This window comes from Rhizobium sp. 1399, assembly GCF_031455475.1.
Taxonomy (GTDB): Bacteria; Pseudomonadota; Alphaproteobacteria; order Rhizobiales; family Rhizobiaceae; genus Rhizobium.
In genome coordinates, this window is sequence record NZ_JAVDSU010000002.1 from 987,852 (window position 1) to 999,869 (window position 12,018).

Sequence of the window (12,018 nt, forward strand, 5' to 3'; positions counted from 1 at the left end):
ATGGCGGTACATGTTTCCACTTTGCCTGACGCAGGAAGGGAGGGCAGCCGGTCGCTCACAGCTGCCGCCCGTCTCTTGCTCCCCCTGCGGCGGTCCGGTTGGGCCTTCGCCTCCGTCATCGGAGGTTTCCTCATCTGGGAACTCGTCAGCCGCTACCTCGTAGCCAGCAAGCTCTTTCTTGCCGCACCGAGCCAGATCCTCGTTGCAATCGCCGATCTCTGGGCCGATGGCGAGCTGACGAAACATATCGAGGTCAGTGCCAGCGAATTCCTGCTGGGTTATGTTTTTGCCTCTATTGCCGGCGTCCTGCTCGGCATCGCGCTTGCCAATTCCAATGTGACCAAGCAGGTACTGCAGCCTTGGATCTCCGGCCTCTACGCAACGCCGACGATCGCGCTTGCGCCGCTCTTCATCCTCTGGATGGGCGTCGGCATCTGGTCGAAGGTGATCATGGTCGTCACGCTGGTGGTCTTCCCCGTCATCATCAACACCGAGGCGGGCCTGCGCACGACGAGCCGTGAGTTGGTCGAAATGGTCCGCTGTTTCGGCGCCAGTCGCCGGCAGATCTTCCTGAAGGTGGCCCTGCCGTCTGCCTTGCCGTTCATCTTCGCCGGGCTGAAGCTCGGCATCGGTCGCGGTTTGATCGGCGTCGTCGTGGCCGAACTCTTCGGCTCCCGCGCCGGTATCGGCCAGATCATCAGCCAGGCGGCGGATGCCTTCAACATGCCGCAGCTCTTTGCCGGTGTCGTCATCCTCGCCGTTGCGGGCGTTGGGCTGACATCGGCCTTCGGTTGGCTCGAAGGCCGGCTTCTGCACTGGAGGGAATAATCATGGTCCAGGTCGTTCCAAAACTCGTCATCGACGGACTCACCAAACGCTTTACCGGCATAGATGCGCTGACGCGGATCGATACGACGATCCAGTCCGGCGAATTCATCTCGATCGTCGGCCCCTCCGGATGCGGCAAGACCACCTTCCTGCGCATTGTCAGCGGCCTCGAGGAAGTGACGACCGGCGAGATCCGTCTCGACGGCCGTGCCATTTCAAAGCCTGGCAGCGACCGTGGCTTCGTATTCCAGCAAGACAATCTCCTCCCCTGGAGGACCATCCTGCAGAACGCGATGATCGGGCCGGAGATCGGCGGCTATGCCAGTCCCGAGCGGCTGAAGGAGACGAAGGGTCTTCTGAAACTCGTCGGCCTGGAGGGTTTCGAAGACTACTATCCAAGGCAGCTCTCGGGCGGCATGCGTCAGCGCGTCAACCTAGCGCGTGCACTGGCAATCGACCCCGAGATCCTGCTGATGGACGAGCCTTTCTCGGCGCTTGATGCGCAGACGCGCGAGATCATGCAGACCGAACTGCTGCGCATCTGGGAGAAGGGACGCAAGACGGTGCTCTTCGTTACCCACCAGATCGATGAGGCGGTCTTTCTCGCCGACCGTGTCTTCGTCTTCGCCCGCCGTCCCGGTCGTCTGCAAGAAATCATCGAGATCGACCTGCCGCGTCCGCGTCCGCTCTCGATTAAGCGAACGCCGGCCTTCGTTGCGCTGGTTGAGCGCATCTGGAACCTCATCGAGCATGAGGTCCGGGAATCGATCATGGAGGAGATGGTTTGAGAAGGGAGCCGGTTTTTGCGGCAGCAGCATGGACTGGAAGGGCAGGTGCCGGTGGCAAGACATCTTGATTTGCGGCTGCTTTCGCAGTTCCTCGTGATCTGCCAGACCTCGAAGATGTCGGCGGCCGCGCGCAAGCTCGGTCTTTCGACACCGGCAGTCTCTCAGATCGTGCACCGGCTGGAAAGGGACGTGGGCATCGTGCTCTTCGAGCGAAGTGCGCAAGGCCTCCGGCTCACACCTGCCGGCAGCATCCTGCAGGAGCGGGCGCGCGACATTATCAACAGCGAGGCCGATATCCTTCAGGAGCTGGAGGCCTACAGGACCCAGCTTCTGCCGAAGCTACGGCTCTATATCGCCGAAAGTGTCGCGAAATATACGACACCCGCCATCGTCTCGGAGCTGAACCAGATCGTCGGGCAGCTCGAAGTCCGCACCGGCCAGTCCTTCAACTATGTGCAGGAATTTCTGCGGGGCGATTTCGAGGCACTGATTTCCAGCGAGCCGCTGGAGGGCATCTCCAGGCTCGACCGCTTCAACCTCTGCGAGGAGGATCTGATCGGTCTTGCCCCAGCGGGCATTCCGGCGGAGCGGCGTACGCTACATGCTCTTGCCAGGGATATGCCCTTCATCCGTTCCAGCAGCGGCAGCCGCAAGGCCGAGCTCATCGAAGGTTATCTGGCAGGCCAGGGCCTCAACCCGCCACGCGGCATCGAATGCAACTCGGCGGTGCCTATCCTGGAACTCGTCAGTGCCGGCATCGGATGGACGATTACGACGCCGCTCACCATTGCCTATTACCGGCCGGATCCGGCACGCGTCGCCGATCTGGAATTGCCCGGAGATGTTCCGTCGCGACAAATCCTGCTTCTCGTCAACAGTGGCAAGCTTCTGGACGTGCCTACATCGATCGCAACCAGTTCGCGCGCCTCGCTCCGCATGCATGCGGCAACCTGGCCCGCGCATCTCACCAGTGCCATTCGCTTTCCCGATGACCTGAGCGAGCTTTGAGCCGGCGGGCACAAGCCCGCCATAAGTCTTCGAACCGCCGAAAAGCTGAAACAGTTGAGGCCGGCCCACCGGTCAAGGTATTCGCATGTTCAAAAAACTAAAAGAAATCATAGGTTTCGACGGAGCATTGCAGGCGGGTTTTCCGCTCTGGGGCTTCTTCGCTGGCCACGCGGTGAGGATCCACCACTACGCAAAGGACAGGACAGGTATTTGCCATGCTCGTCGATACAGCTGAAGCCCCCTGGATGCGGACTCTGTGGCTGATGGTCTGCGTCCAGTTCATCATGAGCGTGGCGCTTTCGGTCATGAGCCCGATCCTGCCCCTCTTCCTGCCGGATATCGGTGTCACCGATGTCAGCGCCATCAATTTCTGGTCAGGCCTCCTGAATTCGCTGAACTTCCTGATTTCGGCCTTCGTCTCGCCGCTCTGGGGCTCGATTGCCGATCGTTATGGACGCAAGGTGATGGTGCTGCGCTCAAGCCTTGCCATCTGCTTCTTCACGCTGCTCATGGGCTTCAGCCAGCATCTCTGGCAGCTCGTGACGCTGCGCGTGATGATGGGCGCCTTCAGCGGCTTTTCCGCATCGGCGATCGCGCTTGTCGCAACCCAGATGCCGGAGCGGCGTCTTGGCTATGCGCTCGGCTGGCTTGCGACCGGTCAGCTTGTCGGCAACCTGACCGGCCCGATTGCCGGCGGTGTGATTGCCGATATCACTGGCGACTATCGCATGACCTTCTATTTCACGGCCGTGATCTCGGGGATTGCCGTCTGCCTTGCCTACTGGGGTGTTTCGGATTCGTATAATCCCGACAATGGCGTACATAAGGTTTCCGTTTTCGACGCCTTTTCCGCGCTGACGAAGACCCAGGGGCTGCTGCCGCTCTTTGTCGTTCTGCTGCTCGCCCAATTTGCCGTACGCGCTGTCCAGCCGGTCATAACCCCCTTTATCCAGGAACTCGTCTCGACGCCGAATGGGATCGCAACGCTTGCCGGTTTTGCTTTCTCTGTGACCGGCGTCGCCGATCTCATTGCCTCGCCCTTCCTCGGAAAGAGAAGCGATACGATCGGTTATCGCCGCGTTCTCATCATCTGCCTGTTCGGTGGCGCGTTGATGAGCCTGCCGCAGGCCTTCGTTGGCAGCTACTGGCAGTTCCTTGCGCTGCGCTTCGGTATCGGCATGTTCATCGGCGGCATCCTGCCGACGGCCAATGCGCTTGTCGGCCATCTCGCCCCGCCCTCGCAGCGCGGCCTTGCCTATGGCGTCACGGCGTCGGCGTCCTTTCTCGGGGCCTTCCTCGGACCATTCACCGGCGGCGCCATGGCTGCTACAGTCGGCATCCGCTGGGTTTTCGTGCTGACGACGGGGCTGTTCCTTGCCAATCTTGTCTGGGTTTATCGCGTCGTGCCGGAGGTTCGGGGCAAAGCAGAAGGAGAGAAATGGCCTCAAAAAGGCGAAGAGCGGTAAGGCAGTCGAAAAACCCCTGAAATGCTGATGCCTCTGGTCGTGACAACTCACCAGCCTGCGCTAGTTCCATCGATGCCTCACCCGGTGATTCATGGAACGAGCGCTTGATTTATGATGTTGTTGTCGTCGGCTCCGGCTTTTCTGCGATCGCAGTCGTCTGCAATCTTGTCCGGAAACTTCCGCAGACGGCGTCGATCGCCGTCATCGGCGATGATCCGGGTTTTGGCAGAGGCACGGCCTATCGCACTGAAATGCATCTCCACCGGCTGAATGTCCCAGCGGCGCGCATGAGCCTCTTCACGGACAGGCCGGCCGATTTCGTGGAATGGCTGAGCCGCAAGAACCGTCCGTCGCGGGATGCCGATTTCGCGTCACGGAGCGATTATGGGCTCTATGTCAGGGATACGCTTGCAGATCTCCTGCGGTATAGGGACGACCGGTGCCGCGTCGATTTCATCAAGGCCAAGGCCACCGGCTGCGTCGAGCGCTATCCGGACGCCCTCGGCTTTCTGCTGGAGCATGGCGGTGAAATCGCCGGCCGCCGCGTCGTCCTCTGTCTTGGATTGGGAAATGCGAAATTGCCGGTCGATACCGGAGTTCTTGGGAGCGTCATGCGTTCGTATGTGATCGAAAACCCCTGGCGCCTCTCCTGGTTGACACATGTCGGCCCGCAGGATCGGGTCTGTATCCTGGGCTCGGGCCTTACCATGATCGATCAGGTTCTTGGGCTTCGGTCGCATGGGCACCGCGGCCGCATCGATGTTCTCTCCCGGCGCGGGCTCGCGCCACACGGACATGTCCGCGATCCGAAATCACCTGCGGCCATCGAGATCGATGCAAACGGGACGACACTCAGCCAGATCCTGCACGATATCAGGCGGCGGGTGAGATCGGAGGCCGACTGGCGAAGCGTCATGGATGGGCTGCGGCCCAAGACCCAGGCGATCTGGCAGAACCTCGCTCCGGCGGAGCGGTCGCGTTTCCTGCGGCATGCCATGCCATGGTGGAACGTCCACCGCCATCGCGTGGCGCCTGACATCTACGACCGGTTCGAGCAATTGCGGCAGCAGGGTGTCGTCAATTTCCACGCCGGCTATCTCAAAACGCTCAAGGATGCCGGCGACGGGATCGGCATCGAATACCGCAAAAGAGGACGCCGTGAGACAATCGCTCTCACAGTCGATTGGATCGTCAATTGCACGGGGATGGAACGGGCAGGGTTGGCGCATTCACCGCTTCTGCAGGAAATGCGCCGGCAGGGCTTTGTCGCTGCGGATTCGCTTGGGCTCGGAATCTCCGTAGACCGGGATTCGCGCGTGCTGAATTCAGAAGGCGTGACGCAATCGAACCTTTATGCGGTGGGTGCGCTGACAGCCGGTCAATTCTGGGAGATTACCGCCGTTCCCGATATCAGGGCTCAGGCAGAACAGGTCGCTGCGCAAATAGCAATGTGAGAAGGACCCGAGCTTTGACCGCATGGGTTGCGCCGATGGCCTGTTTTCGACCAAGCCTTGCTTTTCTCACGGAGGGTTCTTGAAGGCACATTTCACATTCGGACGGCGAGAAATCCTCGCTCCATCGAATCAGGCAGCCCTTTAAGGGGCACCAACACATATTCGCGTCATGGCGTGAAGGTGCGCGGCGTTCTCTTTCATACCGCGCGCGAATAATACTCCCGGTGCTGCCGCAAATCTATAGAGGCGGTCAACTTTCGAGGATCAAATCGGCAGGTTACGCGCAATTTTTTGTGTAGCGATGCTGGAATGCCAGCGATGTCTTATTTCCGTCTAGGAGGACCTTGATCTTTCGAAACATTGGCGCACCATCTTACTTAGCGAAGGCGAAAATCGCTGAGGCAGACCTTTATAGGAGGGCCTATGCTGAACAACTCCCTATTTGATGCGTTCACCCGTAACTACGAGTCTCGCCGCGAGACGGATATGTCTATCGCGGACTATTTGTCCATATGCAAGAAGGATCCGATGGCTTACGCCAACGCCACCGAGCGGCTGCTGGCGGCAATCGGCGAACCTGAGATCATCGATACAGCCAAGGATTCGCGGCTCGGGCGGGTCTTTATGAACAGGACGATCCGAACCTATCCGGCCTTTGCGGGTTTTTTCGGTATGGAGGAGACGATCGAGCGGATCGTGTCCTTCTTCCGGCATGCAGCCCAAGGCCTGGAAGAGCGTAAGCAGATCCTCTACCTGCTCGGTCCCGTCGGCGGCGGCAAGTCTTCGCTTGCGGAGCGCCTGAAGCAGCTCATGGAGGTCAATCCCATCTATGTGCTGAAGGCAGGCGACGACTTGAGCCCGGTCTTCGAAAGCCCCCTCAATCTCTTCGATCCTCTGGCCATGGGGCCGTTGCTACTCGAAGAATACGGTATCCCTACCCGTCGCCTCAGTGGCCTGATGAGCCCATGGTGCCTGAAGCGCCTCGACGAGTTCGACGGCGATATCTCTCGTTTCCGCGTCGTGAAAATCCAGCCGTCCAGGCTTCGCCAGATCGCGATCGCCAAGACCGAACCGGGTGACGAGAACAACCAGGACGTCTCATCGCTGGTCGGCAAGGTCGATATCCGCAAGCTCGAGCACTATTCGCAGAACGATCCAGACGCCTACAGCTATTCCGGCGGTCTCAATCGCGCCAATCAGGGCATTCTGGAATTCGTCGAGATGTTCAAGGCGCCGATCAAGATGCTGCACCCGTTGCTGACGGCGACGCAGGAAAGCAATTACATGGGCACCGAGAATATCGGTGCGATCCCGTTCTCGGGCATCATCCTTGCTCATTCGAACGAAGCAGAATGGCAGACTTTCAAGGCCAATAAAAACAATGAAGCCTTCATCGACCGCATCTGCGTCATCAAGGTTCCCTATTGCCTCCGGGTCATGGAGGAGCAGAAAATCTACGAGAAGCTGATCGAGGGTTCGGAGCTTGCAGATGCAGCCTGCGCGCCAGCGACGCTGGAGATGCTGGCCCGCTTCTCGGTTCTGTCACGGCTTCGCAAGCACGAGAATTCCAATCTCTTTTCAAAGATGCGTGCCTATGACGGTGAAAGCCTGAAGGAAACCGATCCGCGTGCCAGAAGCGTGCAGGAATATCGCGACTCTGCCGGTGTCGACGAGGGTATGGACGGAATATCGACACGTTTTGCCTTTAAAGTCCTTGCGTCGACGTTCAACCACGACACGACGGATATCGGCGCCGATCCGGTGCATCTGATGTATGTTCTGGAACAGGCTATCCGCCGCGAGCAGTTTTCCGAGGAGACGGAAAAGCGCTATATGGAGTTCATCAAGGCAGAACTGGCACCGCGTTATGCGGAATTCATCGGTAACGAGATCCAGAAGGCCTATCTGGAATCCTACTCCGATTACGGTCAGAATCTGTTCGACCGTTACGTCGATTACGCGGATGCCTGGATCGAGGACGTCGATTTCAAGGACCCCGACACAGGTCAGTTGCTCGACCGCGAACTTCTGAACCAGGAGCTGACGAAGATCGAAAAACCCGCGGGCATCGCCAATCCCAAGGATTTCCGCAACGAGATCGTCAAGTTCTGCCTCAGATCGCGCGCCCACAATGGCGGCAAGAACCCATCTTGGACCAGTTATGAAAAAATCCGGGAAGTGATCGAAAAGCGTATGTTTTCGCAGGTCGAGGATTTGCTGCCGGTCATCTCCTTCGGATCGAAGAAGGATAGCGAGACGGAAAAGAAACACAGTGAGTTCGTCTCGCGCATGGTCGCGCGGGATTATACCGAACGGCAGGTTCGCCGGCTGGTGGAATGGTACATGCGCGTCAAGCAGGCGAGTTAGGTAGGCTGTCCGGCGAGTACCCATTAGGAGCAAACATGCACATCATTGACCGGCGGCTCAATCCGCGCGGTAAAAGTTTAGAAAATAGACAACGGTTTCTACGGCGTGCCAAGGACGCCGTAGAACAAGCGGTTAAACGATCTTTGCAAAACCGCTCCATCCGCGATGTGCTTGATGGCGGTGAGGTCACTCTTCCGATCGGCGGCATGGCCGAACCGGGCCTTCACCGGGGCGGAGGAGGAATTCAGGATCGTATCCTTCCCGGCAATCAGAAATTCGTCGAGGGTGATTTCATCAAGCGTCCGCCGGCATCGGGCGGAGGCCGTTCGTCCGAGGCGGGGGAGGGCGACGGCGAAGACGGCTTCCGCTTCGTCCTGACCCGGGAGGAGTTCCTCAATATCTTCCTCGAAGATCTGGAATTGCCTGACCTCGCCAAGCGCCGATTGAGCGAGACCGAGGAAGTGACGCCGCAAAGGGCCGGTTTTTCTGTCTCCGGCTCTCCCTCCAACATCGCCGTCGGGCGCACGACACGCCTTGCCATGATGCGGCGCCTGGCGCTTCATCGCCCGAAGGTAGAGGACATAGAGGCACTTCAGAAGCAGATCGACGAATGCGACAATGCGGAAGAGCGCCTTGTTCTTGAAGACAGGCTGAGGACCTTGACGCTCAAGAGCAAGCGCATCCCCTATATCGACCCGCTCGACGTCCGCTACCGGCGCTTTGAAAACACACCGAAGCCTGTCGTCAAGGCGGTGATGTTCTGCCTCATGGACGTGTCCGGTTCCATGAGCGAGCATATGAAGGATCTCGCCAAGCGTTTCTACCTGCTCCTCTATCTCTTCCTGTCGCAGCGTTATGAGAAGGTGGAGATCGTCTTCATCCGCCATACTGAAAAGGCGGAGGAAGTCGATGAGGAGACTTTCTTCTATAGCCCGGCGACAGGTGGCACGCTGGTTTCCAGTGCGCTGGCGGTCATGCGCTCGATCGTTGCCGCGCGCTTCGATCCGACGGAGTGGAACATCTATGCCGCGCAGGCTTCCGATGGCGACAATTCCTATTCCGACGGCGCTCTGACCGGCCAGTTGCTACAGCAGGAAATCCTGCCGGTTTGCCAGTACTTTGCCTATATCGAAGTCGGTGAGGAAGACGGGGATTCCTCAATGTCGAGGTCACCGCTCTGGACGCTCTATCAGGAGATCCGCTCCGCAGCACTGCCTCTTGCCATGCGCAAGGTCTGCCGCAGGAACGAGATATTCCCTGTTTTCCATGACCTGTTTCAGAAGAAGGCTGCCAAGGCAGGGGCTACGCCATGAAGACCAGCACGCGGCATAAGGAAAAGCTTCTGTTTGAAGGGGCTGACTGGGATTTTCCGACCCTGCAACGCATTCATGATGCCTGCGAGGACATTGCGCTTGGGGAACTGGGGCTCGATGTCTATCCGAACCAGATCGAGGTCATTACATCGGAGCAGATGCTCGATGCGTATTCCTCGACAGGCATGCCGCTGTTCTATCGCCACTGGTCCTTCGGGAAGCATTTTGCCCATCACGAAGCCTTCTACCGCCGCGGGATGCGCGACCTCGCCTATGAGATCGTCATCAACAGTTCGCCCTGTATCTCCTATCTCATGGAGGAGAACACGGCGACCATGCAGACGCTGGTCATTGCGCATGCTGCCTTCGGCCACAACCACTTCTTCAAGAACAACTATCTGTTCAAGCTCTGGACCGACGCCGAAGGCATCCTCGATTATCTCGACTTCGCCAAGAGCTACATCTCCCGTTGCGAAGAACGATATGGCGAAGTGGCCGTCGAACGCACACTCGATGCCGCACATGCGCTGATGTCGCACGGTGTGCACCGCTATGCCGGCAAGACGACGGTCGACCTCCGGCAGGAAGAAAAGCGGCTGCAGGAGCGCCGTGCGCACGAGGAGAAGATTTTCAACGATCTCTGGCGCACCGTGCCTGTCGGCCTCAAGCGCAACAAGTCCGATCGCGATCTCGAGCACCGGCGTGCCGCACTCGGTTTGCCGCAGGACAATATCCTTTACTTCCTCGAAAAATCCGCGCCCCGGCTGCATTCCTGGCAGCGAGAGATCTTGCGCATCGTGCGCCACGTCGCCCAGTATTTTCATCCCCAGCGCCAGACCAAGGTGATGAACGAGGGGACCGCCACCTACGTCCATTACAACATCATGCAGCGCCTGCACGAGCGCGGGCAGCTCAGCGACGGCAACTATTTCGAGTTTCTGAAATCGCACACCAATGTCGTGTTCCAGCCGATGTACGATGATCGGCGGTTCTCCGGCTTCAATCCCTATGCGTTGGGCTTTGCGATGATGCAGGATATCGAGCGCATCGTGACGGAGCCGACTGGCGAAGACCGCGACTGGTTTCCTGACATCGCCGGACGGGGCGATCCGATGGCGGTTCTGCGTGATATCTGGGCCAACTACCGCGACGAGAGTTTCGTCAGCCAGTTCCTGAGCCCGAGCCTCATGCGGCGCTGGCGCATGTTCCAGCTCCATGACGACCCGGAGATTCAGGAGGGTATCCTGGTTTCCGCGATCCATGACGAGCGCGGTTATCGGCGTATCCGCCGGCAACTTTCCCGCGGCTACGATATTGGCCATACCGATCCCGCGATTGAGATCGTCGACGTCGATCTCGCAGGTGACCGTAGATTGCTGTTGCAGCACCGAGCCGCCAATGACGAGTTCCTGGAAGAGGAGGATCTGAAGCTCGTCCTGCAGCACCTTGCCGATCTCTGGAGCTATGACGTTCTGCTGGAAGAACTCGACAGCAAGGAGAGTGTCGTCCGGAAGCACGTCGCCCATCCGCGGACATTTTCGCGACAGAGCGAATTCGCCTGAGTGGCGGGATTCTGCCTGCATTTAAGAGACACGATTCTTCAAACGTGATTGGACAGGCAGCGTAGTTGGGATCAACCTTTCCGAGGGGGCGTGCAGTCTATTTTTCCAAATAGGAGGCCGTCATGGAACAATACGCAGTCGATCAGCTTAAGGCTATAGCCAGGGTCAGCCGTACCACGCCACAACTGTCTCGCGCCGAGCGGTTGGACCGGTGGGCTGAGCTTCTGGAAGTCGATCCTGCGCGTTCGCTCGTTACCCTTCGGGAAACCGAATATCTACCCCGCGACCAGCGGATACTGATGAGGATCACCGGGTCACCCATATCCGTAGCCTATGACGATCCGGTTCTGCGTGCCGCGGGTCTCGAAGGCGATACTTATGGGGACGCCCAGAGCTTCTTCGATCTTAACGATCGGCAACTGCACGGGCTCGTCTGCTCCTGCCATTTCGGAGCACGGGTCGATGCGGGTGTCGTCGCCCGCCATCTGAGAGCGACCTCCATACCGGGCATGAGGGGCATTCTGGCGCGCATGCGGCTGATGTTTACGCGATAGGCCGACTGCCTATCCGAACCCAATGCTTAGACACCTGGCGGCAGCGGAACCGGAACCGGGGTGGTGAAATGTGGCACTTCGTAGCCGCGCTTCACCTGCGGCCGGGCGGCAAGCTGCAGATACCAGCGGCGGACATTCGGGAAGTCGTTTAGGTCGATCTTGTGGCGCACGAAGCGCGAAACCCAGGGCCAGACGGCCATGTCGGCGATGGAATAGTCGCCGACAAGGTACTCCCGGCCTTCAAGTCTTGCATCAAGTGTTTCATAGAGCCTTATTGTATCCTTGCGGAAAAGCTCTTCGGCGAAGGGCGCGCGACCTTCGTTGTAGGTCAGGAAATGATGGGCATGGCCGAGCGTCGGCCCGAAGCCGCCCATCTGCCACATCAGCCATTCGATCGTGTGATGGCGGGCAGCACCTTCACGCGGCAGGAACCGTCCTGTCTTTTCGGCGAGATAGAGAAGAATGGCCCCGGATTCGGCGAGTGTAGTACCGGTTTCGTGGTCGACGATGGCTGGGATTTTGCTGCCCGGATTGATCGTCACAAAGTCGGCGGAAAACTGATCACCTTTGGTGATATCGATCGTGTGGGTTTTATAGGGAAGCCCGAATTCCTCGAGCGCGATCGATATCTTCAGGCCGTTCGGCGTGATCCAGGTATAGAAGTCGATCATAGGAGCG

General features: G+C 58.8%; 10 protein-coding genes. 9 read left to right on the forward strand and 1 reads right to left on the reverse strand.

The genetic code is table 11. The features are described 5' to 3' along the window. The 9 genes from J2X71_RS10640 (at window position 1) to J2X71_RS10680 (ending at window position 11,340) form a co-directional block, all read left to right on the forward strand. On the forward strand, window positions 1-828 hold the full coding sequence (locus J2X71_RS10640) for an ABC transporter permease (RefSeq protein WP_310382014.1): 828 nt from the start codon (window positions 1-3) through the stop codon (window positions 826-828). Window positions 829-830: 2 nt separating this feature from the next. Next, the gene (locus J2X71_RS10645) at window positions 831-1,616 is read left to right on the forward strand and encodes an ABC transporter ATP-binding protein (protein ID WP_310382016.1); all 786 of its coding nucleotides are present in this window, start codon (window positions 831-833) and stop codon (window positions 1,614-1,616) included. A gap of 15 nt (window positions 1,617-1,631) precedes the next feature. Further along, the gene (locus J2X71_RS10650) at window positions 1,632-2,624 is read left to right on the forward strand and encodes a LysR family transcriptional regulator (RefSeq protein ID WP_310382018.1); all 993 of its coding nucleotides are present in this window, start codon (window positions 1,632-1,634) and stop codon (window positions 2,622-2,624) included. Window positions 2,625-2,839: 215 nt separating this feature from the next. Further along, a complete protein-coding gene (locus tag J2X71_RS10655) occupies window positions 2,840-4,090 on the forward strand; it encodes an MFS transporter (protein ID WP_310382021.1) in 1,251 nt (416 codons plus the stop codon). A gap of 104 nt (window positions 4,091-4,194) precedes the next feature. Next, window positions 4,195-5,544: an FAD/NAD(P)-binding protein gene (locus tag J2X71_RS10660; RefSeq protein ID WP_310382023.1), complete on the forward strand. Its 1,350-nt coding sequence runs from the start codon at window positions 4,195-4,197 to the stop codon at window positions 5,542-5,544. A 423-nt stretch (window positions 5,545-5,967) separates the two neighbouring features. Further along, a complete protein-coding gene (locus J2X71_RS10665) occupies window positions 5,968-7,911 on the forward strand; it encodes a PrkA family serine protein kinase (protein ID WP_113322971.1) in 1,944 nt (647 codons plus the stop codon). 35 nt (window positions 7,912-7,946) lie between these two features. Continuing rightward, on the forward strand, window positions 7,947-9,224 hold the full coding sequence (locus J2X71_RS10670; protein WP_310382027.1) for a YeaH/YhbH family protein: 1,278 nt from the start codon (window positions 7,947-7,949) through the stop codon (window positions 9,222-9,224). Then, window positions 9,221-10,786 (forward strand): SpoVR family protein, encoded by a 1,566-nt coding sequence (locus J2X71_RS10675; RefSeq protein WP_310382028.1) that lies wholly within the window; start codon window positions 9,221-9,223, stop codon window positions 10,784-10,786. Before J2X71_RS10670 ends, J2X71_RS10675 begins: the two co-directional genes overlap by 4 nt. A 122-nt stretch (window positions 10,787-10,908) precedes the next feature. Then, window positions 10,909-11,340, forward strand: coding sequence for a hypothetical protein (locus J2X71_RS10680; protein WP_310382030.1), 432 nt, complete (start codon window positions 10,909-10,911; stop codon window positions 11,338-11,340). 26 nt (window positions 11,341-11,366) lie between these two features. On the opposite strand, the gene J2X71_RS10685 is transcribed toward J2X71_RS10680, so the two are convergent. After that, entirely contained in the window at window positions 11,367-12,011 is a 645-nt protein-coding gene (locus tag J2X71_RS10685; RefSeq protein WP_310382032.1) for a glutathione S-transferase N-terminal domain-containing protein, read from the reverse strand. Window positions 12,012-12,018: the final 7 nt, after the last annotated feature.

Excerpts from the sequence above, each read along its gene's own strand:
- J2X71_RS10640 (WP_310382014.1), top strand. The coding sequence starts at position 1 with ATGGCGGTACATGTTTCCACTTTGCCTGACGCAGGAAGGGAGGGCAGC.
- J2X71_RS10645 (WP_310382016.1), top strand. The coding sequence starts at position 831 with ATGGTCCAGGTCGTTCCAAAACTCGTCATCGACGGACTCACCAAACGC.
- J2X71_RS10655 (WP_310382021.1), top strand. The coding sequence starts at position 2,840 with ATGCTCGTCGATACAGCTGAAGCCCCCTGGATGCGGACTCTGTGGCTG.
- J2X71_RS10665 (WP_113322971.1), top strand. The coding sequence starts at position 5,968 with ATGCTGAACAACTCCCTATTTGATGCGTTCACCCGTAACTACGAGTCT.
- J2X71_RS10670 (WP_310382027.1), top strand. The coding sequence starts at position 7,947 with ATGCACATCATTGACCGGCGGCTCAATCCGCGCGGTAAAAGTTTAGAA.
- J2X71_RS10675 (WP_310382028.1), top strand. The coding sequence starts at position 9,221 with ATGAAGACCAGCACGCGGCATAAGGAAAAGCTTCTGTTTGAAGGGGCT.
- J2X71_RS10680 (WP_310382030.1), top strand. The coding sequence starts at position 10,909 with ATGGAACAATACGCAGTCGATCAGCTTAAGGCTATAGCCAGGGTCAGC.
- J2X71_RS10685 (WP_310382032.1), bottom strand. The coding sequence starts at position 12,011 with ATGATCGACTTCTATACCTGGATCACGCCGAACGGCCTGAAGATATCG.